18 protein-coding genes and 1 tRNA gene are annotated in these 22812 nt (G+C 72.5%); 12 read left to right on the top strand and 7 right to left on the bottom strand.

From position 1 onward, the window contains the following. Positions 1–130 precede the first annotated feature (130 nt). The 7 genes from ACIRPP_RS18430 (at position 131) to ACIRPP_RS18400 (ending at position 8490) form a co-directional block, all read left to right on the top strand. Positions 131–787, top strand: a complete 657-nt coding sequence (locus ACIRPP_RS18430) for an SCO family protein (protein ID WP_403643638.1) — start codon at positions 131–133, stop codon at positions 785–787. Further along, positions 784–1248 (top strand): copper chaperone PCu(A)C, encoded by a 465-nt coding sequence (locus tag ACIRPP_RS18425; protein ID WP_403643635.1) that lies wholly within the window; start codon positions 784–786, stop codon positions 1246–1248. Before ACIRPP_RS18430 ends, ACIRPP_RS18425 begins: the two co-directional genes overlap by 4 nt. Positions 1249–1261: 13 nt before the next feature. Then, complete coding sequence (locus ACIRPP_RS18420; RefSeq protein ID WP_403643632.1) at positions 1262–3529, top strand: copper resistance protein CopC; 2268 nt, start codon at positions 1262–1264, stop codon at positions 3527–3529. 6 nt (positions 3530–3535) lie between these two features. Next, positions 3536–4825, top strand: coding sequence for an iron uptake transporter deferrochelatase/peroxidase subunit (gene efeB, locus ACIRPP_RS18415; protein ID WP_403643630.1), 1290 nt, complete (start codon positions 3536–3538; stop codon positions 4823–4825). A gap of 70 nt (positions 4826–4895) precedes the next feature. Continuing rightward, the gene (gene pheA, locus ACIRPP_RS18410) at positions 4896–5825 is read left to right on the top strand and encodes a prephenate dehydratase (RefSeq protein ID WP_403643627.1); all 930 of its coding nucleotides are present in this window, start codon (positions 4896–4898) and stop codon (positions 5823–5825) included. A 578-nt stretch (positions 5826–6403) separates the two neighbouring features. After that, a complete protein-coding gene (serS, locus tag ACIRPP_RS18405; RefSeq protein WP_403643624.1) occupies positions 6404–7681 on the top strand; it encodes a serine--tRNA ligase in 1278 nt (425 codons plus the stop codon). Beyond that, on the top strand, positions 7678–8490 hold the full coding sequence (locus tag ACIRPP_RS18400) for an HAD family hydrolase (protein WP_164338495.1): 813 nt from the start codon (positions 7678–7680) through the stop codon (positions 8488–8490). The genes serS and ACIRPP_RS18400 overlap by 4 nt, the downstream gene beginning before the upstream one ends. A 24-nt stretch (positions 8491–8514) precedes the next feature. Here the strand turns inward: ACIRPP_RS18400 and ACIRPP_RS18395 are convergent. The 5 genes from ACIRPP_RS18395 to ACIRPP_RS18375 form a co-directional block, all read right to left on the bottom strand. Then, positions 8515–8631 (bottom strand) — tRNA-OTHER (locus ACIRPP_RS18395). 374 nt (positions 8632–9005) lie between these two features. Next, positions 9006–9725 carry an ABC transporter permease subunit gene (locus ACIRPP_RS18390; RefSeq protein WP_164338496.1) on the bottom strand — a complete coding sequence of 240 codons (720 nt, stop codon included), beginning with the start codon at positions 9723–9725 and terminating at the stop codon, positions 9006–9008. A 9-nt stretch (positions 9726–9734) separates the two neighbouring features. Continuing rightward, positions 9735–10646: an ABC transporter ATP-binding protein gene (locus tag ACIRPP_RS18385; protein ID WP_403643621.1), complete on the bottom strand. Its 912-nt coding sequence runs from the start codon at positions 10644–10646 to the stop codon at positions 9735–9737. 52 nt (positions 10647–10698) lie between these two features. After that, positions 10699–11616, bottom strand: coding sequence for an ABC transporter permease (locus tag ACIRPP_RS18380; protein WP_403643618.1), 918 nt, complete (start codon positions 11614–11616; stop codon positions 10699–10701). Next, positions 11606–12568, bottom strand: coding sequence for an ABC transporter ATP-binding protein (locus ACIRPP_RS18375; RefSeq protein WP_403643968.1), 963 nt, complete (start codon positions 12566–12568; stop codon positions 11606–11608). Before ACIRPP_RS18375 ends, ACIRPP_RS18380 begins: the two co-directional genes overlap by 11 nt. Before the next feature lie 201 nt (positions 12569–12769). On the opposite strand from ACIRPP_RS18375, the gene ACIRPP_RS18370 reads away from it, so the two are divergent. The 5 genes from ACIRPP_RS18370 (at position 12770) to ACIRPP_RS18350 (ending at position 17773) form a co-directional block, all read left to right on the top strand. Continuing rightward, the gene (locus tag ACIRPP_RS18370; RefSeq protein WP_403643615.1) at positions 12770–14527 is read left to right on the top strand and encodes an SDR family oxidoreductase; all 1758 of its coding nucleotides are present in this window, start codon (positions 12770–12772) and stop codon (positions 14525–14527) included. Positions 14528–14647: 120 nt separating this feature from the next. Beyond that, positions 14648–15208 carry an RNA 2'-phosphotransferase gene (locus ACIRPP_RS18365; protein ID WP_403643612.1) on the top strand — a complete coding sequence of 187 codons (561 nt, stop codon included), beginning with the start codon at positions 14648–14650 and terminating at the stop codon, positions 15206–15208. Next, entirely contained in the window at positions 15205–15663 is a 459-nt protein-coding gene (locus ACIRPP_RS18360; protein WP_403643609.1) for a hypothetical protein, read from the top strand. Before ACIRPP_RS18365 ends, ACIRPP_RS18360 begins: the two co-directional genes overlap by 4 nt. A 149-nt stretch (positions 15664–15812) precedes the next feature. Next, entirely contained in the window at positions 15813–16715 is a 903-nt protein-coding gene (locus tag ACIRPP_RS18355; RefSeq protein ID WP_403643607.1) for an LLM class flavin-dependent oxidoreductase, read from the top strand. Positions 16716–16882: 167 nt separating this feature from the next. Next, positions 16883–17773: a Cof-type HAD-IIB family hydrolase gene (locus tag ACIRPP_RS18350; RefSeq protein WP_203592264.1), complete on the top strand. Its 891-nt coding sequence runs from the start codon at positions 16883–16885 to the stop codon at positions 17771–17773. Positions 17774–18039: 266 nt separating this feature from the next. Here ACIRPP_RS18350 and ACIRPP_RS18345 read toward each other — a convergent pair whose 3' ends face one another. Together ACIRPP_RS18345 and cydD are read right to left on the bottom strand one after the other, a co-directional pair. Then, positions 18040–19119, bottom strand: coding sequence for a peptidoglycan DD-metalloendopeptidase family protein (locus ACIRPP_RS18345; protein WP_403643603.1), 1080 nt, complete (start codon positions 19117–19119; stop codon positions 18040–18042). Positions 19120–19274: 155 nt separating this feature from the next. Continuing rightward, a complete protein-coding gene (cydD, locus tag ACIRPP_RS18340) occupies positions 19275–22805 on the bottom strand; it encodes a thiol reductant ABC exporter subunit CydD (RefSeq protein WP_403643600.1) in 3531 nt (1176 codons plus the stop codon). Positions 22806–22812: the final 7 nt, after the last annotated feature.

Here is a 22812-nt window from a genome sequence, read left to right as displayed (position 1 = left end):
GGGGGGGCGGGGCCGGGGGGGGGGTGTGGTTGCCCCCCCCCCCCCCGGGGGGGGGGGGCGGGGGCCCCCCCCCGGGGCCCCCCCCCCCCCCCCCCCCGCCGGAGCACTCACCACCGGGACACCGAATCTCATGCGCAAGAACACCTTCGCCGCAGCGGCCCTGCTCGCCGCCGCCTGCGTGACCCTCACCGCCTGCGGCGCCAACGACGACAACAGCGGCAAGCCGGTCGCCGTGGTATCCGAGGAGGCCGGTGCCGAGAAGGCGGCCACTCTCCTGGACAAGCCGTTCGAGAAGCCCGACCTCGTCCTCACCGACACGAACGGCAAGGAGTACGACTTCCGCAAGGAGACCGCGGGCAAGCCGACGCTGATCTACTTCGGCTACACGCACTGCCCCGACGTCTGCCCGCTGACGATGAACAACATCGCCGTGGCCAAGAAGCAACTCTCCAAGGAGCAGCAGGACCAGCTGCGGATCGTGTTCGTCACCACCGACCCCGAGCGGGACACCGCGCCCGCGCTGGGCAAGTGGCTCAAGGGCATCGACTCCCAGGTCGTCGGTCTGACCGGGGACTTCTCCACCATCCAGGCCGGCGCGCGCACCCTGGGCATCACCATCAACCCGCCGCGCAAGGACGACCAGGGCAAGACGGTCTCCGACCACGGCACGCAGGTCGTCGCGTTCTCCCCGAAGACCGACGGCGGCTACCTGCTCTACGGCGAGGACGCCACCGTCGAGGACTACACCCAGGACCTCCCCGAGATCATCAAGGGTGAGGCACCGTGAGGCGTGCCGTGGGCGCGGCCCTCGCCGTCGCGGGAGCGCTGGTCCTGACCGGCTGCGGCAGCTCCGACTCAGGAGGGAAGGACTCCGGCACGCCCGAACTGTCCGTCGGCTCCGCGTACATGCCGCAGCCCGTGTCGGACATGGCGGCCGGGTTCCTCGTCATCACCAACAAGGGCGGCGCGGCCGACCGGCTGACGTCCGTGGACAGTGACGTCGCCGGTTCGGTGACCGTGCACGAGACCGTCGACGGCTCCATGCGGGAGGTGGACGGCCTCGACATCCCGGCGAACGGCCGCCTCGTCCTGGAGAGCGGCGGCAACCACCTGATGTTCGAGGAGCTGAAGCGGAAGCCGAAGGAAGGCCAGAAGGTCTCCGTGGAACTCCGGTTCGCCCAGTCCGACCCCGTCACGGTCGAGATCCCGGTGAGGGCCGCCACCTACACGCCGAAGCACGGACACTGAGGGAGACACCCCCGTGACCCAGACCATCGCGCCCCGCGTCCGGATCCTGGTGCTGCTGTTGCTGGCCGTCACCGGCGCGCTGCTCGCCGGGGCCGCTCCCGTCTCCGCGCACGCCGCGCTGACGGGCAGCGATCCCCAGCAGGGGACGGTGGTCGACAAGGCCCCGGCCCAGGTGTCGCTCACCTTCTCCGAGCCCGTCGCGATCAGTGACGACGCCCTGCGCGTGCTCGACCCCAAGGGCAAGCGCGTCGACCGGGGCGACCCGGACAACCCCGAGGGCACCACGTACACCGTGCGCCTGCACAGCGGGCTGCCCGACGGCACGTACACCGTGACGTACCAGGTCGTGTCGGCGGACAGCCATCCCGTCGCCGGTGCCTTCAGCTTCTCCGTCGGCGCTCCCTCCGAGACCACGGTGTCCGTCTCGGGCCAGGCACCCGACGAGGGCGCGGTCGGCCTGCTGTACGGCTTCGGGCGCTACACGGCGTACGCCGGGTTCGTGGTCCTGGTCGGCGGGGCCGCGTTCGTGCTCGCCTGCTGGGGGCGCGGGGCGTCGGTGCGGGCGGTGCAGCGGCTGGTGGTCTCCGGGTGGCTCGCGCTCACCGCGTCCACCCTGGGGATGCTGCTGCTGCGGGGTTCCTACACGACGTCGGGGGCCTTCGGCGACGTCTTCGACCTGTCGCTGCTCGGGCAGGTGCTGCAGACCAAGACGGGTGCGGCCCTGGTCTCCCGGCTGCTGCTGCTCGCGGCCGCGGCGCTGTTCATCGCCGTGCTGTTCGGTGCCTACGCCCGTCCCGCGGCCGACGACGACGCCGAGACCGACGGGGACGGCACCGACAGGGCCGGCAGCGGTGCCGCGTCGGGGGACGGCGGCGGGAGCGCGCCGGGGGACGGCGGCGAGGAGCGGAAGCGGGACCTCACCTTCGGTCTGGCGATCGGCGGCACCGTGGTGGCGGCCGGTCTCGCGGCGACCTGGGCCCTGTCCGAGCATGCGTCCACCGGCATCCAGACGGGCATCGCCATGCCCGTCGACGTGCTCCACCTGCTGGCGGTCGCCGCGTGGCTGGGCGGACTCACCACCCTGCTCGTCGCGCTCTACCGGGCGCCCGCGGACACCCCGGTCGGCCCGGAGGCGGTCCGACGGTTCTCCCGGATCGCCTTCGGCAGCGTGATCGCACTGGTCCTCACCGGGATCTACCAGAGCTGGCGGCAGCTCGGCTCCTGGTCGGCGTTCACCGACACCCGGTACGGGCAGTTGCTGCTCGCCAAGATCGTGCTGGTGGCGGTGCTGGTCGGGATCGCCGCCCTCTCCCGGCGCTGGACGGCGCGCCTCGCGGAGCCGACGGCGACGGCAACGGCAACGGCAGCGACCCGGGTGCCTGCCGCACGCGCGGAGAAGCAGACGGCGGGCGCCGCGTCCGCCACGGAGGCCGACGCCGGGACCACCGGAAAGGACGGGAAGGCCGGGAAGGCCGGGAAGGCCGGGAAGGCCGGGAAGGCCGGCTCGACGACCGCAGTGAAGGCCGAGGCCACGGCCGGGGCGAAGACCGGAGCACCGGCGATGACGGCGGCCGAGGCGGACGGGCCCGCGGCCGACGGGTCCGCGGCCGACGGGTCCGCGACCGACGAGCCCGCGACCGACGAGCCCGCGACCGATGCAGAGAAGGCCACGGGCGACAACGGGACGGATGCCGTGCGGGCCGCCCAGCTCGCGCGGCAGCGGGCCGCCGTGGAGAGCGCGCGGCAGAAGCGGGTGCGCGACGCCGACCCGAACCGGTTCGGACTGCGCCGCTCCGTGCTCGCCGAGGCGGCCGTCGCCGTCGTCCTGCTCGCCGTCACCACCGCACTGACCCAGACCGAGCCGGGCCGCACCGAGCAGGAGGCGAGAGCGGCCGCCTCGGTGTCCGACTCCGCCTCGGCCGCCACCGGCCAGGGATCGGGGGCGGTGACCCTGAACATGCCGTTCGACACCGGCGGCGAGAAGGGCAAGGGGGTCGTCACGGTCGACCTCGACCCCGCGCGCGTCGGCAACAACGCCGTCCACGTGTACGTGGAGCGCACCGACGGCACGCCCTACGACATCCCCGAGGTGAAGATCGCCTTCACCCTCGCCGCCAAGGACATCGGACCGCTGCCCGTGGCACCCGACCGCATCACCGCCGGACACTGGTCGGCGAGCGGGGTGCAGATCCCGCTCGCCGGCGACTGGAAGGTGGAGGTGACCGTGCGCACCTCCGACATCGACCAGGTGACCGTCTCCAAGAACGCGCAGATCGGCTGAACGACCATGCCCGACCAGTCCCTTCCCGAGACCCGTACCCCGGAGGCACCCGAGGCGGCGGACACCGCCCGCCCTGCCCCCGACGGCATCTCCCGGCGCCGCCTGCTCGGCACCGCGGGCGCCACCGGGATCGTGTTCGGCGCGGCGGGCGGCGCCGTGGGATATGCGTCGGCGCCCGCCGGAGCGGCCACCCCGCTCGCCTCGGTGGGCGAACGCCGGGTGATGTTTCACGGGAAACATCAGCCCGGCATCGTCGAGGGGTTGCACGCGCGGGGCCATCTCGTCGCCTTCGACCTGGCCCCCGGCGCCGGGCGCAAGGAGGCGGCGGCCCTGCTGCGCCGCTGGTCCGACACGGCCCGCCGTCTGATGGCGGGCGAGCCGAGCGGGCAGGGCGACACCGGCGTGGCGCGTGACGCCGGGCCGTCCTCACTGACCCTGACCTTCGGGTTCGGGCATAGCTTCTTCGGACGCACCGGCCTGGAGAAGCAGCGCCCCGTGGCCCTGGACCCGCTGCCCGACTTCTCCTCCGACCGGCTCGACAAGAAGCGCAGCAACGGCGACCTGTGGGTGCAGATCGGTGCCGACGACGCCCTGGTCGCCTTCCACGCCCTGCGGGCGGTCCAGAAGGACGCGGGGTCGGCGGCGCGGGTGCGCTGGCAGATGAACGGTTTCAACCGGTCCCCGGGCGCCACCGCGCGCCCGATGACGGCCCGCAACCTGATGGGCCAGATCGACGGGACCCGCAATCCCAAGCCCGCCGACGCCGACTTCGACCAGCGGATCTTCGTCCCGGACAAGGGCGAGCCCGCCTGGATGGCGAACGGCTCCTACGCCGTCGTGCGCCGCATCCGCATGCTCCTCGACGACTGGGAGAAGCTGCCGGTCACGGAGCAGGAGGCGGTCATCGGGCGCCGCAAGTCGGACGGGGCGCCGCTGTCGGGGGGCACGGAGACGTCCCCCATGGACCTGGAGAAGACGGACTCCCGGGGCAACCTGGTCGTCCCCTTCAACGCGCACGCGCGCATCACCCGCCCCGATCAGAACGGCGGCGCCGCGATGCTCCGGCGCCCGTTCTCGTACCACGACGGCATCGACGCCGACGGAGTGCCGGACGCGGGTCTGCTGTTCATCTGCTGGCAGGCGGACCCGCTGCGCGGTTTCGTCCCGGTGCAGCGCAAGCTGGACCGCGGCGACGCCCTGTCGCCGTACATCCGGCACGAGGCCAGCGGGCTGTACGCGGTGCCGGGCGGTGCGGCGGAGGGCGAGTATGTCGGCCAGCGGCTCCTGGAGGGATGAAACCAGGCCGCTGTCACTCCTCGGGGCAAATCCGGGCGGCACACGGGGGTGGGCCCATTAGGGTGAAGACATGCCAGCGAGCTACGCGTATCTCGGCCCCGAGGGCACCTTCACCGAAGTCGCCCTGCGCACCCTCCCGGAGACGGCCACCCGGGAGCTCGTCCCGTACGTGTCCGTGCAGTCCGCGCTCGACGCCGTCCGCGCGGGCGAGGCGGAGGCCGCGTTCGTGCCGATCGAGAACTCCGTCGAGGGCGGCATCACCACCACCCTCGACGAGCTGGTCGCGGGCAGCCCGCTGATGATCTACCGCGAGGTGCTGCTGTCGATCACCTTCGCCCTGCTGGTCCGCCCCGGCACCAAAATGTCGGACATCAAGACGGTCACCGCGCATCCGGCGGCCCAGCCGCAGGTCCGCAACTGGATGAAGGCGCACCTGCCGGACGTGCACTGGGAGTCGGCCGCATCGAACGCGGACGGGGCGCGGCTGGTCCAGGAGGGCCGGTACGACGCCGCCTTCGCCGGGGAGTTCGCTGCGGGCCGGTACGGGCTGGTGCCGCTGGAGACCGGGATCCACGACGCGGAGAACGCCCAGACCCGGTTCGTGCTGGTGGGCCGGCCCGCCCGGCCCGCGGCCCCCACGGGTGCCGACAAGACCTCCGTGGTCCTGTGGCAGCGGGACGACCATCCCGGCGGACTGCGCGATCTGCTGGGAGAGTTCGCGACGCGGGGCATCAACCTGATGCTGCTGCAGTCCCGGCCGACCGGCGCCGGGATCGGCAACTACTGCTTCTGCATCGACGCCGAGGGCCACATCTCCGACCGGAGGGTCGCCGAGGCGCTCATGGGCCTCAAGCGGATCTGCCTCCAGGTGCGTTTCCTCGGCTCCTACCCGCGGGCCGACGCCGGCCCGCCATCGCGTCCCACGCTTCCGGGGACGTCGGACGAGGAGTTCGTGGCGGCGGCGGACTGGGTGGCGCGGTGCCAGGACGGCCGGTTCTGACGGGTCCGCCGTCCGCGTGTGACGGGTGGGGCCGCAGGGCGTCGGCCGTCGGTCCTACCTGCTGATTTTCGCCATCCACAGGAGTTATCCACAGGTCCGCTTCTCGACCTGGGGACAAGTCGACACCAAGGTGCCGTACGGTCGACAAATCGCCCTTCTGGTCATGATCGCTGCCGCCTGGCGGCACATCACCCTTCGTCCACCCTTTTCCCTGCGTCAACCCTTTGAGGTGACGCCTTTCCACTCGAAAGTGGGGATAAAGCGAGGTCGGACCGGGAATCCTCGACGTCGGCCGCGCCTTTCGGAGTGATCAATTCCAATGTCCACAGATCTTCCCCACACCCTGTGGATAACTTTCCCCGCAGCGGCGATCTCTGTGGACAAGCATCCCTCAAGTCCCCTGCCCCGCAAGGGAATCCAGTCAATCACCACACCCTCGCCTGACCCGTTCCGGGGAACCGATCACCCTTATTGACCGGGAAGAAAACAAGGTGCAATTCGCCAATAACGGAACGTAAGCCACCCCGGCCGCAATAGTGGGTCGTGGCCCGTCACCGCACACCGGTAGCCTTGACCGCGTGATTGACCTTCGCCTGCTCCGTGAGGACCCCGACCGTGTGCGTGCGTCGCAGCGCGCCCGTGGAGAGGACGTCGCCCTCGTCGACTCCCTCCTGTCCGCCGACGAACGGCGCAGGTCGTCCGGCGTCCGCTTCGACGAGCTGCGCGCCGAACAGAAGGCACTCGGCAAGCTGATCCCCAAGGCGTCCGGTGACGAGAAGGCCGAGCTGCTGAAGAAGGCGGGCGAGCTCGCCACCGCGGTGAAGGCCGCCGACGCCGAACGGGACGCCGCCGACGCCGAGACCCAGGAACTCCTGCTGCAGCTCAGCAACCTCGTCCACCCCGACGTCCCCGTCGGCGGCGAGGAGGACTTCGTCACGCTGGAGACGCACGGCACCGTCCGCGACTTCGGCGCCGAGGGCTTCGAGCCCAAGGACCACCTGGAACTCGGCCAGATCCTCGGCGCCATCGACGTCGAGCGCGGCGCGAAGGTCTCCGGATCCCGCTTCTACTTCCTGACCGGTGTCGGCGCCCTGCTCGAGCTGGCGCTGGTCAACGCGGCGATCGCGCAGGCCACCGCCGCCGGCTTCACGCCGATGCTCACCCCGGCCCTGGTCCGTCCCCAGTCCATGGCGGGCACCGGCTTCCTCGGCCAGGCCGCCCAGGACGTGTACCACCTCGACAAGGACGACCTCTACCTGGTCGGCACGTCCGAAGTGCCCCTCGCCGCGTACCACATGGACGAGATCATCGAGGCGGACCGCCTGCCGCTGCGCTACGCGGGCTTCTCGCCCTGCTTCCGCCGCGAGGCCGGCTCGCACGGCAAGGACACGCGCGGCATCTTCCGCGTGCACCAGTTCGACAAGGTCGAGATGTTCTCCTACGTCACCCCCGAGGAGTCGCAGGCGGAGCACCAGCGGCTGCTGGAGTGGGAGAAGCAGTGGCTGACGTCGCTGGAGCTGCCGTTCCGCGTGATCGACGTCGCCTCGGCCGACCTGGGCTCCTCCGCGGCACGCAAGTACGACTGCGAGGCGTGGATCCCGACGCAGGGCAAGTACCGCGAGCTGACCTCCACCTCGGACTGCACCGAGTTCCAGTCCCGGCGCCTGCAGATCCGGGTCCGTGAGGACAAGAAGGTGCGCCCGCTCGCCACGCTCAACGGCACCCTGTGCGCCGTACCGCGCACCATCGTGGCGATCCTGGAGAACCACCAGCAGGCCGACGGGTCGGTGCGCGTGCCCGAGGTGCTGCGCCCCTACCTGGGCGGCCGTGAACTGCTGGAGCCGGTCGCCAAGTGAGTACCGCAGCGTCGCCCTTCCCGTACCGGCTCGTGGCCACCGACCTCGACGGCACGCTGCTGCGTGACGACCACTCGGTGTCGCAGCGCACCCGGGACGCACTCGCCGCGGCCACCGCGGCGGGTGCCGCCCACATCGTCGTCACCGGGCGCGCCGTCCCCTGGACCCGGCCGATACTCGACGACCTCGGCTACCGTGGCCTCGCCGTGTGCGGTCAGGGCGCCCAGGTGTACGACGCGGGCGAGCACCGGCTGCTGACGTCGGTGACGCTGGACCGGCAGCTGGCCGGGGTGGCGCTCGCCAAGATCGAGGCCGAGACCGGCCCGCTGCACCTGGCGGCGAGCCGTGACGGCCTGGACGGCGAGGTGCTGGTCGGGCCCGGGTACGAGGTCGTGGGCGGGCTGCCCGCCACCCCGTTCACGGACGCGTCCGACCTGTGGACGGCGCCCCTGAACAAGCTGTACATCCAGCACCCGTCCCTGACCTCCGACGAGCTCGCCGACGTGGCCGCCCGCACCGCGGGCGGGTTCGTCACCGTCACCATGGCGGGCGAGGGCATCGTCGAACTGCTCCCCCTCGGGCTGTCCAAGGCCACCGGGCTGTCGCTGGCGGCCCGCCGCCTGGGCGTGAAGGCCGCCGGGACGATCGCCTTCGGCGACATGCCGAACGACGTCCCGATGTTCGGCTGGGCCGCGCACGGCGTGGCGATGGCCAACGCCCACCCGGAGCTGCGGGCGGTGGCCGACGAGGTGACGTCCTCCAACGAGGAGGACGGGATCGCGCTGGTCCTGGAGCGTCTGCTGGGCTGATGGCGCCGGGTGTCCGGCGTCTCGCGGAGGATGCACGGATCGAACGTGCGCGGGCTCGCGCCCGACCGCGGCTCACCGGTGACCGGAACGACCGTTCCGGACCCGGCCCGAGCCGGTGCCTTGCCTCTCGGCCAATCCTCCGGGTGGGCGGCCCACGCGCTGTGCGGGCGCGTGCTCGAAGCGGCCGCCCCGGGCAGCTCCCGCGTGCGGGGCGGACTCGACGGAGCGTGAGGACTACTCCGGAATCCGCCGCGGGCTGCCCCGAAGGGAGCCGGACGTCCTGCCGTGCAGTGGCATCGCCCCGCTCCTCTCCCGGACCCTGACACCGGACCTTCCCGGCGTTGCGGACACCTCCACTCTGCCCCGGCGGACAGGCCGGACGCCACCGAATAAACCGGGTGCGCGCCCTCACCGGCCGGCGCCCGGTGCACGCGCACGGCGGGCGGTGCGTCCGGCGCCTGCCAGGACGTACCGCCCGCCGTCGCGGACCGGTCAGGGACGGCTGCCCCGGACGGTCACTCCTCCCCGGCCAGCGTCAGCGCGCGCAGCTTCTGGCCCGCGAACCAGGTGGCCAGCACGGTGACCACGACCAGCAGGACGGTCGCCGTGGTCAGGCCGACGTCCGAGGTGACCAGGGTGCCGTCGTTGACCTTCTCGGCGACGGCCAGCGACCACTGCTGGACGCTGAGGGTGCGCGCACCGGACACCAGGGAACCGAACAGCGCCTCCCAGACGAGCGCGTAGACCAGACCGAACACCACGGCGTGCCGCGAGACGGTGCCCAGCAGCAGGAACATCGCCGCGTAGGCGATGGAGGCGACCAGCGCCGCCACCGTGTAGGCGACGGCGATCTGCTGGCCGTTGCCGTTGAGGATGAATCCCGCGATCAGCGTGGGCACGGCCGAGAAGACCATGGTGACGGCGATCGCGACGATCAGCTTGGTGAAGATGATGGTGGGGCGCTTGATCGGCTTCGACAGCAGGTACACCACCGAGCCGTCGTCGATCTCGGGCCCGATGGCGCCCGTGCCCGCGATGACACCGATGATCGGCACCATCGTGGCGAGCGCCAGTCCGCCGAGCACGTCGGCGGCCGTCTGGTCGTCGACACCGGCGAGTGCGCGCACCGCCAGGGAGATCACGATCAGCAGCAGCGGCAGGGCGCCGAGGATGAGGGCCCGGCGCCGGCCGAGCAGCGCCCGATAGGTGAGCCGGGCGACAGTGGGGTCGTACATCAGGGCCTCCTACGCCGCGACCAGGTACGAGAACACGGACTCGAGGGACTCGTCCGACGGCGAGACCGTGAGCAGGCGGATGCCGTGCTCCTTGGCGACCCGGGGCAGCAGGGCCGTGAACCGGCCGAAGTCGACGGCCTGGATGCGCAGCGCGCCCTCACTGTGGTCGACCTCGATGCCGGACGTGGACGGGTCGGCGATCAGCGCGGCGGCCAGCGCCCGGTCGTCGCTGGAGCGCACCAGGTAGCGGTGCGGCCGGTCCGTCATCAGGCGCCGGATCTTGCGGAAGTCGCCGCTGGCCGCGTGCCGTCCGGCGACGACGACCTCGATGTGCCAGGCGAGCTGCTCGACCTCCTCCAGGATGTGGGAGGAGAACAGCACCGTGCGGCCCTCGTCGCCCATCCGCCGCAGCAGGTCCATCAGCTGCATCCGCTGGCGCGGGTCCATGCCGTTGAAGGGCTCGTCCAGCAGGAGCAGGGACGGCTCGTGCACCAGCGCGGAGGCCATCTTCACGCGCTGCCGCATGCCCTTGGAGTACGTGGCGATCTTGCGGTCCTGCGCGTACTCCATCTCGACCGTGGCGAGGGCCTTCTGCGCCGCCTGCGCGCCCAGGCCGTGCAGTTCCGCGTTGGCGAGGACGAACTCCCGGCCGGTGAGGAAGTCGTACATCGCCTCGCGCTCGGGCACGACGCCGATGTGCCGGTAGATCTGCTCGTTGCGCCACACCGGCTGCCCGTCGAGGGTGACGGTGCCGGTGGACGGGGCGAGGAAGCCGCCCATCATGTTGATGAGGGTGGACTTCCCGGCGCCGTTGGGACCGAGCAGGCCGGTGACACCCGGGCCGATGGTCATTGTGATGTCGTTAACGGCGACCACGTTGCCGAACCAGCGCGAGACGTGGTCGATGGAAAGAGTGCTCATGGACGCAGCCCATTCCTTGAAAGGGTGGTGGCGGGCGACGGGCTGGGCGGGGTCACGTTCCCACCTTCTTGTAGCGGCGCACCAAAAGGCCGTAGCTGGCGGCGATCAGGCCCAGGGCGAGGACGACGTACACCACGCCCTCTCCGGTGCCGGGTCCGGTGCCGCCGGGGAAGGTGGACGTCGCGCCCAGGAAGGCGGACTGCACGCCGTCGAGGACGGTGATCGGGGAGAACAGGCCGATCCAGGCGACGGTGGCGCTGCTGCTGCCCTGGTAGTCGGCGATCGCCTGGAGGGTGGAGACCGCCCCGTAGGAGATGGTCAGGACGGCGATCACGGCCGCGATGCCGAAGCCGCGGCGCGGGGTGACCGACGCGATGACCAGGCCGATGCCGGCGAACAGCAGTGAGAGCAGTGCCACGGAGACCAGCCCCTGTGCGAATCCCTTGGTCTGGTCGGCGAAGTCCAGCTTGGCGAGCAGCGCGCCGATGTACAGCACCAGCAGCGGGGCGGCGGTGAGGATGAACAGCGCGGAGGCCAGCGCGGCGTACTTGGCCCGTACGTAGTCGGCGGTCTCGATCGGCCGCGAGAAGTACAGCGGCACGGTCTTGAAGCGCAGGTCGCGCGAGACGGACTGGGGTGCCTGCGAGGCCACGTACAGGCTGATGACGGCCTGCATGATGATCGCGTAGCGGGTGTACTCGACGGGCAGGTCGTTGGCCTTGGTGGCGACGGCGACCGCCACCATGATGGCGGCCGGCACGCACATCACCACGAACAGCAGCATCGGCAGCACCTTGGACTTCACCGACCGGCCGAGGCCGTAGGAGCCGCGCAGCGACTGCGAGTACAGCGAGAGCCTGGCGTACGAACGGCCGAGACGGGGGCCGTCGTAGGAGCGGTAGCCGATGTTGTGGATACGGGTGTCACCCGATGCGGTGGCGGGTGTCTGCACGGAGTGCTCAGCTGCCATGACCGACCGCCTCCTTCCGCGTCTCGTCGCTGTTCTGGAAGACCTCGGCGATGTGGTGGCGGCGCTGCTCCATGCGCACCAGGCCGAGACCGAGGCCGGCGATGACGTCGCGGACCAGGTCGTACGTCTCGTCGCCGCGCGCGGTGAGCAGCAGCACGTGTCCGGCGCCCGGCAGCCCGCTGCCGTCCTGGACGGTCACCCCGCGCGCGAGGAGGGCGTCGCGCACCGCGCGCGTGCCGTCCGGGTGCTCGTCGGTGTCGGTGACCTCGATGGCGAGGGTCGTGGTGGACTGGGTGAAGTCCGTGGTGGAGCTGGAGCGCAGCAGGCGTCCGCCGTCCACGATGACCACGTGGTCGCAGGTGCGTTCCAGTTCGCCCAGCAGGTGCGAGGTGACCAGGACGGAGATGCCGAAGTCGGTGTGGATGCGGCGGATCAGGCCGAGCATCTCGTCGCGGCCGACCGGGTCGAGGCCGTTGGTCGGCTCGTCCAGGAACACCAGCTGCGGGTCGTGCACCAGGGCCTGCGCCAGCTTCACGCGCTGCTTCATGCCGGTCGAGTAGCCGCCCATGGGGCGGTACCGCTCCTCGTAGAGGCCGACATGGCGCAGGGTGTCGGCGGTGCGCTCGCGCGCGGCGGTCGGCGGCAGTCCGGACATGCGGGCCATGTGGACGACGAACTCCGTGGCCGACACGTCCGGCGGCAGGCAGTCGTGCTCCGGCATGTAGCCGACCCGCTCACGGATGGCCGGCCCCTTGGTGGCGACGTCGAGGCCGAGCACTTCGGCGCGGCCCTCCGTGGCGGGGGACAGACCCAGCAGGATCTTGATCAGTGTGGACTTGCCGGCCCCGTTGGATCCGACGAGTCCGGTCACACCGGGCCCGACGTCCACGGAGAGCCGGTCAAGCGCGGTCACCCGGGGGAACCGCTTGCTCAGGCTTTCGGTCGCGATCACAGTCACGTCCCAGACGGTAGTGACCCGCGGCAACCCGGTCGTCAGACCGGAGAGCCGTCTTGGTGTCCCCCTGGAGTCGTACGCGCCCGTAGGGGACGCCCTGCCTGAGGGCTATACGGCGCCCGGGTGGGGCACCGGGCCGGGCGGACGGCACCGGAGGCGCTGTTGACGAATGCTCTAACGACTGCGAGATTCGCCGTCATGACGGGGATCGACGGGGCGCGGGAGCGCCGGGTGCACGCGGGTGACGTCGAGTTGTGCGTGGCCGAGCTGGGTGATGCCGGACGGCCCACGGTCGTCCTGGTGCACGGCTACCCCGACAGCAAGGAGGTGTGGTCGCGGCTCGCGGCCCGGCTCGCCGAGCACTTCCACGTCGTCGCGTACGACGTGCGGGGCCACGGCCGGTCCACGGCACCCGAGCCGCTGCGGGGCGGCTTCACCCTGGAGAGGCTGACCGACGACTTCCTGGCCGTGGCGGACGCGGTCAGCCCGGACCGCCCGGTGCACCTGGTGGGTCACGACTGGGGTTCCGTCCAGTCCTGGGAGTTCGCCACCGTCGGGCGCACCGAGGGCCGCATCGCGTCCTTCACCTCGATGTCGGGGCCGTCCCTCGACCACTTCGGTCACTGGATCAACAGCCGTCTGGGCCGGCCCACTCCGCGCCGGGTCGGCCAGCTGCTCGGCCAGGGCGCCAAGTCCTGGTACATCTACCTGCTGCACACCCCGGTCCTGCCCGAACTGGCCTGGCGCGGCCCCCTCGGCAAGCGCTGGCCGCGCATCCTGCAGCGCGTCGAGAAGGTGCCCGGCGGCGACTACCCGACCGCCTCCCTGCCGTCCGACGCCGCCCACGGGGCCTGGCTGTACCGGGACAACGTCCGGCCCCGGCTGCGCGCGCCGCGCGCGGACGCGTACGCACACGTGCCCGTCCAGCTGATCACACCGCTGGGCGACCGCTTCCTCTCGGAGCACCTCTACGACGGACTGGAGCAGTGGGCGCCCCGCCTGACCCGGCGGACGCTGCCCACCGGCCACTGGGTGCCGCGCACCCGTCCCGACCAGCTGGCGTCCTGGATCACCGACTTCGTCGAGTCGGTGGAGGAGGGCAGGACGCGAACCGCGGCCCGGGGCCGGTACGCCGACCGGTTCGGTGGCCGGCTCGTGCTCGTCACCGGGGCCGGCAGCGGCATCGGGCGGGCCACCGCGCTGGCGTTCGCCGCGGCGGGCGCGCGCGTGATCGCGGCCGACCGGGACACGGAGTCGGCACGGCGCACCGCGGAGGAGGCCCGGCAGGGCGGCGCGCAGCGGGCCTGGGCGGAGACGGTGGACGTCTCCGACGAGCACGGCATGGAGAAGTTCGCCGAGCGGGTCGGCGCCGAGTACGGCGTGGTGGACGTGCTGGTGAACAACGCCGGCGTCGGTCTCGGCGGCCCGTTCCTGGACACCACGACGGAGGACTGGAGAAGGGTCCTCGACGTCAACCTGTGGGGAGTCATCCACGGCTGCCGCCTCTTCGGCCGGCAGATGACCGAGCGGGGCCAGGGCGGCCACATCGTCAACGTCGCCTCGGCGGCGGCGTTCCTGCCCTCCCGGTCCCTGCCCGCCTACAGCACCTCCAAGGCGGCGGTGCTGATGCTGAGCGCCTGCCTGCGCGCGGAGCTGGCGGAACGGGACATCGGTGTGACGGCGATCTGTCCGGGATTCGTCAACACCGCCATCACGTCCACCGCGCGGTTCGCGGGGGCTGCGGAGGAGGAGGAACAGCGGCTCCGGGAGCGGGCCGCGCGGCTCTACGGGCTGCGCGACTACCCGCCCGAGAAGGTCGCCGGGGCGATCCTGCGCGCGGTGGTGGACGACGAGGCGGTGGTGCCGGTGACGCCCGAGGCGCGGGGCGGGTACGCGCTGTCGCGGTGGATGCCGGGGGTCCTGCGGCGGATCGCGCGGGTGAAGCCCCGGCTCTGACGGCGGCGACTGTCCACAGGATCCTCACTTTTGCTTGTGGATAACTACCCTGGGCTGTGGATCAAACCTCTCTTCCAAAACCCTTCGCGTGATCCGCGTTACGCCCGGCAGTCTGAACGCATGAACGAACAACGCAGAGTGAGGGTGTCGAAATACCTCTCCAGACACCTGCGGCATCGCCCCGAGCGGATCGGACTCACCCTCGACGAGGGCGGCTGGGCCGAGATCGACACCCTGATCGCGGCGGCCGCCACCCACGGTTTCCGGTTCACCCGTGAGGAGCTCATCCACGTCGTCGACGCGGACGACAAGCGACGCTTCGCCGTCGACGGCGCCCGCATCCGCGCCAGTCAGGGCCACAGCATCGAGGTCGACCTGGGACTGCCGCCGGCCACCCCGCCGCCGTACCTCTACCACGGCACCGTCGCCCGCTTCCTGGGCGCGATCCGCTCCGAGGGTCTGCGGCCCATGCACCGGCACGACGTCCACCTCTCGGCCGACCGGGAGACGGCGACCCGGGTCGGAGCCCGGCGCGGCCGTCCGGTGGTCCTCACGGTGGACGCCGGCGCCCTGCACGCCGACGGCCACGTCTTCCGGCTCAGCGCGAACGGCGTGTGGCTGACGGCGTCGGTGCCCTCCCGGTACCTGCGGTTTCCGCCGGACACATCCGGCACGGCATGATCGTCGGTATGGACCAGCTGCCCACCACCGAAGCCGCGGTGACCGCCTTGCGCGCGCTCGCCGAGGAGTACGCGCGGGAGATCGAGGTCTCCCACGACATCGGGGCCGACCAGACCTCGCGCCGCACCGCGTCCGGGGTCGGCGTCACGACCGACCCGGACGGATCCCTCCCCCACGAGGCCCACGTCGAGTTCGGCGGACGCCCCCGGGTACGCGTGCGGCTCTACCCGGAGGACGACGCCCTGATCGAGGTCGAGAACGTCGAGTGCCCCGACGTCCCCCGGGACGAGGTACCGGCCTTCCTCCGCTCCGTCTTCGAGGGCCGGGCGTACGTCAAGGCGCGGCGCTTCCCTCCGGGCTACTTCCTCGTCGTGCCGATGCCCCGGGACCGGACGCACAAGGAGTTCATCCCGATGCTCGTCCTGACCCCGTGGCTGAGCGAACGGGTGCGGTGACCCGGCGACTGCGTGCCGGGTGCGGTGCGCGAGTGGCGAGGTGGGGTGCGGCGCACGCAGGCCATGGGCGTGCGGTGTCCGGAGGGCGGCCTTTCCCGGGCCCGTGAGGGTTTCACGTGAAACACCGGGCGGCGCATAGGCTCGGCGGCATGAGTCTGCGCCTGAGCACCGTGATCCTCCCGTACCGCCGCTGGCACGAGGGCGGCCGTTCGGCGTGGGAGCGCGCCGAGGCACTCGGCTTCCACACCGGGTACACGTACGACCACCTGTCCTGGCGCACCTTCCGGGACGGCCCGTGGTTCGGTGCCGTCCCGACGCTGACCGCCGCCGCGGGCGTCACCGACCGGATGCGGCTGGGAACCCTGGTGACCTCGCCGAACTTCCGGCACCCGGTGACCCTCGCCAAGGAGCTCATCTCCCTCGACGACATCTCCGGCGGACGCGTCACCCTCGGCATCGGCGCGGGCGGCACCGGGTTCGACGCCACCGCGCTGGGCCAGGAACCGTGGACACCGCGCGAGCGCGCTGACCGCTTCGCCGAGTTCGTCCCCCTGCTCGACCGGCTGCTGACCGAGGACTCCGTGTCGTACGAGGGCGACTTCTACGCGGCGCACGAAGCACGGAACATCCCCGGCTGCGTGCAGCGGCCCCGGCTGCCCTTCGCCGTCGCCGCCACCGGCCCCCGCGGACTGCGGCTCGCCGCCCGGCACGGACAGGCCTGGGTCACCACGGGCGACCCGAGGCTGTACGAGAACGGCACACCCGAGCAGTCGGTCCAGGCCCTGCGCGGGCAGGCGGAGAAACTGGTGGACGCCTGCGCCGAGTTGGGCCGGAACCCGGACGACATCGACAGGATCCTGCTCACCGGATTCACTCCGGACCGCGGACGGCCGCTCGAGTCCCTCGACGCCTTCGTCGACTTCGCCGGCCGGCACGCCGAACTGGGCTTCACGGAGCTGGTGATCCACTGGCCCATCCCGGACTCGGACTTCGCAGCCGACGAGAAGGTCTTCGAGCGGATCGCCATGGAGGCCCCGGCGCAGCTGCGGTGACGAGCCGCCCCCGCCCGCCGCCGGACGCGGCCCCGGGCCGTGGCCCCGCCCCGGGGCACGGTGGGGGCGTACCGCCCGGGCCGTGCGGCGCACCTTCGGCCGGGAACACCGCAGGCGGGAGCGGTCACCACTCAGATGTGCGGAGTGCCGCACGCCCGTGCGGGCATATGCGGGACAATGGACGCGTGACCTCAGCGACCCGACGGCCCGAGACGCCGGCCTCCCCCCTCACCCCGCCCCGGCTCATCGCCACCGACCTCGACGGCACCCTGCTGCGCGACGACAAGTCCGTGTCCCCCCGCACGGTCGCCGCGCTGGCCGCCGCCGAGGAGGCCGGTATCGAGGTCTTCTTCGTCACCGGCCGCCCCGCCCGCTGGATGGACGTGGTCAGTGACCACGTCCACGGCCACGGCCTCGCCATCTGCGGCAACGGCGCGGCAGTCGTCGACCTGCACGGCGGCCCCGGTGCCCACCGCTTCGTCACCGTGCGCGAACTGGCCCGGGACAACGCCCTGGACGCCGTACGCCGACTGCGCGAGGCCGCCCCGGGCACGATGTACGCCGTCGAGCAGACCTACGGCTTCCACCAGGAGCCCCAGTACCCGAAGTTGCACATGGAGGTCCCGGACACCCTGGCCCCGGCGGAGGAGTTGCTGGCGCCGGACGCCCACACCGCCGGCGAACCCGTGCTAAAGATCCTCGCCCACCACCCCTCGCTCGACCCGGACGCCTTCCTCACCCTGGCCCGGCTGGCGATCGGCGACCGCGCCAACGTCACCCGCTCCAGCCCCAGCGCCCTGCTGGAGATCAGCGGCCCCGAGGTGTCCAAGGCCAGCACCCTCGCCCTGTGCTGCGCCGAGCGGGGCATCTCGCACGACGAGGTCGTCGCGTTCGGCGACATGCCCAACGACGTCGAGATGCTGACCTGGGCGGGCAGCTCGTACGCGATGGGCAACGCCCACCCGGACGTCCTCGCGGCCGCGTCGGGCCGCACGGTCGCCAACAACGACGACGGCGTGGCCGTGGTGATCGAGCAGATCCTCGCGGAGCACTACTAGGCCCTCGCGTTTGGAGCACGCCGGGCCCGCGGGGTCCCGGCACCGCGCCTCGCCGCGTTGTCGTCGGTTGTCAGGGCTCCGCCCTGCCGCCCTCCTCCGCCTTGCGAGCCTCCCCCACTGCCTGAACGGCGTGGGAGGTGCCCCCAGCACCGGACCCCGCTCCCTGATCCGGCCCGACCCAGACGAAAGACCCTGGGCGATGCCCGGCGGCGGCCCCTGAGCGGGAGACGGCCGGCCCGCCACCTTCCCCGCGCCGGGCAGGTGGCTCACCGCAGATGCACGTTCCGCCGGGCCAGCCACGGCGCCGGGTCGACCGCCGACCCCATCTCGGGCGTGACCCGCACCTCGAAATGCAGGTGCGGGCCGGTGGAGTTGCCGCTGGTGCCGGACTGGCCGATCCACTGGCCGGTCCGGACCCGCTCGCCCTGGTCGACCGCGGCGGCGGCGAGGTGGGCGTACTGGGTGTAGTAGCCGCCCGCGTGCTCCACCACGATCTCGATGCCGAAGGCGCCGTGGCAGGACACCTTGACCACCCGGCCCGCCCCCACGGCCCGCACCGGAGTGCCGATCGGCACGGCGAAGTCCTGTCCGGTGTGCCGGTTCGCCCACCGCGCCCCGCCGCTGCCGTACGACGCGGACAGCTCGTAGGCCTCCACCGGCGACACCCAGGGGTTGTCGTACCGGGTCTCCGGCTGGTCCAGCCGGACCGCGCCCCGGCAGGCCCCCGCGGCGACCGAGGCGTCGGCCTGCCCCTGGAGCTTCCAGCGGGCGGCCTCCAGCTTCTGCTCGATCCCGCTCTTCACCGCGGCGAGCTGCTTGTTGCGCTGCTCCAGCCGCTTCCAGGCCGTCGCGGCCTTCGCCTCGTCCCGGGCCAGCCGCTTCTCAGCCCGCACACTCTTCTCGATCGCATTGTCGAGCGCCAGGTCGGCCTTCCACAGGGCCCGCTGACCCCGCATCACCTCCTCCGGGTTGTCCGCGAGGAGCATGTGCGCCGTGAGCGGCAGGCCGCCACCGCTGCGGTACTGCGAACGCGCGATCCTGCCCAGGTCCTCGTTCAGGGCGTCGGTCCTGCGCCGTTCGCGGTCGAGCAGCTTCTCCAACCGCTGTGCCTGCGCCCGCTGCTTCTCCGCCTCGCGCAGGCCCTGCTCGTACGTCCTGGTCGCCGCCTCGGCCTCCTCGTACAGCCGCACGATCTCCGTGCCCACACCGGACGCCGAGCCGTGCCCGGGTACGTGGCCGCCGGAGTCGCCACCGACGTCGCCGCCGTCGGCTGGCCGGGCGGCGAGGACGGCCAGCGCGCACAACAGCACGGCGGCGGGCAGCGGGTGACGGCGGACGAGGCGCATGACAGCGATCCTGCGCCCGATCGGGCCACCCGGTCCTGTTCACGTCGTACACCTGGGGGACGCCCCGCCCCGGATGGTCCAGCGGAGCACCACGCCAGGTGAATTGACGTGCACTCAGCACTGGGCGCGGTGGGACCGGCCCGGACGCCGGCCGCCTACCGCACGCCGACCAGCAGGTCCGCCTCCGCTTCCTGCCGCACCATCCCGCGCAGCGGCCCGTCCGCGCCCGCCAGTTCCGCGTACGGCCCGCGCTGCACCACGCGTCCCTCGTCCAGCACGATCACCTCGTCCACCGCCTCCAGACCGGCCAGCCGGTGGGTGATGAGCAGCGTGGTGCGCCCCTCGGTGGCGGCCAGCAGGTCGGCGGTGAGCGCGTCGCCCGTCGGAAGGTCGAGATGCTCGGCCGGCTCGTCGAGCACCAGGACCGGGAAGTCGGCCAGCAGCGCGCGGGCCAGGGCGAGGCGCTGGCGCTGGCCGCCCGACAGCCGTGTGCCGTGCTCGCCGACGAGGGTGTCGAGGCCGTCCGGCAGGCTCCGCGTCCACTCCAGCAACCGGGCCCGGCCGAGGACGTCGCGCAGTTCTTCCTCGGTCGCGTCCCGCTTCGCCAGCAGCAGGTTCTCCCGCAGCGAGCTGTCGAAGAGGTGCGCGTCCTGCGCGCACAGCCCCACCAGCCGCCGCACGTCGTCGCCGTCCAGCGCGTACGCGTCCACTCCGGCCAGCGTGTAGCCGCCCCTGCGGGCATCGAGGAACCGCAGCAGCACCTGCGCCAGGGTCGTCTTGCCGGAACCGGACGGGCCCACCACGGCGATGCGGCGGCCCTGTTCCAGCGTCAGGTCGAGCCCGCTGAGGGCGTCCCGGTCCTGCCCCGCGTACCGGGCGGACAGGTCCCGCACGACGAGCGGGAACGGCGAGGCGGGCGCCTGCCGCGGCTGCTCCGGCTCACGCACCGGCACCGGCGCGTCCAGCACGTCGAGCACGCGCTCGGCGCTCTTGCGCACCCGCTGCCGGTACTGCACGGCGAGCGGCATTCCGAGGACGGCCTCGAACGCGGCGAGCGGAGTGAGCACGACGACGGCCAGGGCCACGCCCTCCAAGCGGCCGTCGGCCACCGCCTGCACGCCGACGACGGCGGCCGCGGCGACGGTCAGGCCGGAGATCAGCGCCGTGAGTCCGTCGCCGAGCGCGGTGGCGGTCGCGGCCCGCGAGGCGATCCGGGTGAGGGTGCCGTCGGCCCGCCGGGCCGCGGCGGTCCGCTCCGGCAGGGCACCGGCGACAGTGAGTTCCGCGGTGCCGGTCAGCAGATCGGTCACCCGGGTCGCGAGCACGCCGCGGGCGGGCGCCAGCCGCAGCTCCGCACGCCGGGCGACGGCTCCCGTGAGGAGCGGCACCCCGGCGCCCGCGGCCAGCAGTCCGGCCGCCAGGACGGCCCCGGCCTCGGGCAGCAGCCATGCCGTGAAGCCCACCGACAGGGCGGAGACCACGACGGCCGCACCGGCCGGCAGCAGCCACCGCAGCCAGTAGTCCTGCAGTGCGTCCACATCGGCGACCAGTCGGGAGAGCAGGTCACCGCGCCGCGCACCGCGCAGCCCGGCCGGGGCCAGCCGCTCCAGACGCCGGTACACCGCCACCCGGGTGTCGGCGAGCATGCGCAGCACCGCGTCGTGCGACACGAGCCGCTCGGCGTAGCGGAACACCGCGCGGCCGATGCCGAAGGCGCGCGTGGCCGTGACCGCCACCATCAGATAGAGCACCGGCGGCTGTTCCGAGGCCCGGGAGATGAGCCAGCCGGACGTCGCCATGAGTCCGACGGCACTGCCCAGCGCGAGGCTGCCCAGCAGCAGGGCCAGGGTGAGCCGCCCGCGCCGGGCGCCCGACAGGGCACGGGCCCGCGCGAGCACCCCGCCGGCTGCGGCGGTCGGAGCCGGCTCCGCGGCCGGCCCGCCTCCGGCCGGTCCGGGTTCCACCGCGGTGGGGGTGGTGACGACGCCGGACGGTTCCCGTACGACGTCCACGGTCGGGTCGGCCGTCGCCGCGTGCCCGGTGGACGCCGTCGGGGTGGGTTCGGTCAGCCGCACCACACGGTCCGCGACGGAGAGCAGCGCCGGGCGGTGCACCACCAGCAGCACGGTCCGTCCCGCCGCCAGCCGCCGGACCGCCGCCACCACGTCGGCCTCGGTGGCCCCGTCCAGTGCGGCCGTCGGCTCGTCCAGCAGCAGCACCGGCCGGTCCGCGAGGAACGCCCGGGCCAGCGCCAGCCGCTGCCGCTGCCCGGCGGACAGCCCCGCCCCGTCCTCGCCCAGTGGGGTGGCGGTGCCCTCGGGCAGCGCCTCGACGAACTCCAGGGCACCGGCGTCCCGCAGCGCGCGCCGCACGGCGTCGTCGTCCGCGTCGGGACGGGCCAGGCGGACGTTGTCCGCGACCGTTCCGGCGAAGAGGTGCGGCCGCTGCGGCACCCAGGCGATCCGGCTGTGCCAGTCGGCGCGGTCGAGTTCCGCGAGGTCCGTTCCGCCGACCCGTACCCGGCCTTCGGCGGGGCGGACGAAGCCGAGGAGCACGTTCAGCAGGGTCGACTTGCCCGATCCGCTGGGGCCGACGAGTGCGACGGTCTCCCCGGGCCTGACGGTGAAGGAGACGTCCGACACCGCGTGCGCGGAACGGCCCGGGTAGCGGACCGTCACGTTCTCGAAGGTGAGGTCACCGTCCGGGACGCGCGTTGTTCCGGCCCCAGGAACCGGGGTCTCCAGAACCGAGAAGATCTCCTCGGCCGCCGCGAGCCCCTCGGCAGCCGCGTGGTACTGCGCTCCGACCTGCCGCAGCGGCAGATAAGCCTCCGGAGCGAGGATCAGGATGACCAGACCGATGTACAGGTCCCCTTCGCCGTGCACCAGCCGCATGCCGATCGTCACGGCGACCAGGGCCACCGAGAGCGTGGCGAGCAGTTCCAGCGCGAAGGAGGAGATGAAGGCGATCCGCAGCGTGCGCATGGTCGCCCGCCGGTAGTCGGCGGTGATCCGCCGGATCGACTCGGCCTGTGCCTTGGCCCGGCCGAACACCTTGAGCGTCGGAAGCCCGGCGACCACGTCCAGGAAGTGTCCGGACAGCCGGGACAGCAGCTGCCACTGCCGGTCCATGCGCGACTGGGTGGCCCAGCCGATCAACACCATGAACAGGGGGATGAGCGGCAGGGTGCCGACGATGATCGCCGCCGACACCCAGTCCTCGGTGACGATCCGCGCCAGCACCGCCACCGGGACGACCACCGCGAGCCCCAGTTGGGGCAGATAGCGGGAGAAGTAGTCATCCAGGGCGTCGACGCCCCGCGTGGCCAGCGCCACGAGCGATCCGGTCCGCTGCCCGCCCAGCCAGGCCGGGCCGAGCGCGGTCGCCCGCTCCAGCAGCCGGCCCCGCAGTTCCGACTTCACCGCCGCGCTCGCCCGGTGCGCGGCCAGTTCGGTGAGCCAGCCGACCAGGGCCCGCCCCACCGCGACCGCGGCCAGGAGCAGCAGGGGAGTGACCAGCCCCGAGACGGTCAGGCCGTCCTCGAAGGCCCCCACCACCACCTCGGCGATGAGCATGGCCTGGCCGACGACCAGGCCCGCGCCGACGGCACCCAGGCCGACGACCGCCAGCAGGAAGAACCGGGTGGCGCGGGCGTACCGGAGCAGACGCGGGTCGATCGGTTTCACGTGAAAC

It is taken from the genome of Streptomyces sp. NPDC101219 (assembly GCF_044767675.1).
Lineage (GTDB): Bacteria > Actinomycetota > Actinomycetes > Streptomycetales > Streptomycetaceae > Streptomyces.
This window is presented reverse-complemented; position numbering and strand designations above follow the sequence as displayed.

What these genes read in the sequence shown, in the direction of transcription:
- ACIRPP_RS18345 (WP_403643603.1), bottom strand. Translation starts at nt 19,119, where the DNA reads ATGCGCCTCGTCCGCCGTCACCCGCTGCCCGCCGCCGTGCTGTTGTGC.
- ACIRPP_RS18360 (WP_403643609.1), top strand. Translation starts at nt 15,205, where the DNA reads ATGATCGTCGGTATGGACCAGCTGCCCACCACCGAAGCCGCGGTGACC.
- ACIRPP_RS18390 (WP_164338496.1), bottom strand. Translation starts at nt 9,725, where the DNA reads ATGTACGACCCCACTGTCGCCCGGCTCACCTATCGGGCGCTGCTCGGC.
- ACIRPP_RS18365 (WP_403643612.1), top strand. Translation starts at nt 14,648, where the DNA reads ATGAACGAACAACGCAGAGTGAGGGTGTCGAAATACCTCTCCAGACAC.
- ACIRPP_RS18355 (WP_403643607.1), top strand. Translation starts at nt 15,813, where the DNA reads ATGAGTCTGCGCCTGAGCACCGTGATCCTCCCGTACCGCCGCTGGCAC.
- ACIRPP_RS18430 (WP_403643638.1), top strand. Translation starts at nt 131, where the DNA reads ATGCGCAAGAACACCTTCGCCGCAGCGGCCCTGCTCGCCGCCGCCTGC.
- ACIRPP_RS18385 (WP_403643621.1), bottom strand. Translation starts at nt 10,646, where the DNA reads ATGAGCACTCTTTCCATCGACCACGTCTCGCGCTGGTTCGGCAACGTG.
- ACIRPP_RS18370 (WP_403643615.1), top strand. Translation starts at nt 12,770, where the DNA reads ATGACGGGGATCGACGGGGCGCGGGAGCGCCGGGTGCACGCGGGTGAC.
- pheA (WP_403643627.1), top strand. Translation starts at nt 4,896, where the DNA reads ATGCCAGCGAGCTACGCGTATCTCGGCCCCGAGGGCACCTTCACCGAA.
- ACIRPP_RS18380 (WP_403643618.1), bottom strand. Translation starts at nt 11,616, where the DNA reads ATGGCAGCTGAGCACTCCGTGCAGACACCCGCCACCGCATCGGGTGAC.
- efeB (WP_403643630.1), top strand. Translation starts at nt 3,536, where the DNA reads ATGCCCGACCAGTCCCTTCCCGAGACCCGTACCCCGGAGGCACCCGAG.
- ACIRPP_RS18350 (WP_203592264.1), top strand. Translation starts at nt 16,883, where the DNA reads ATGCGGGACAATGGACGCGTGACCTCAGCGACCCGACGGCCCGAGACG.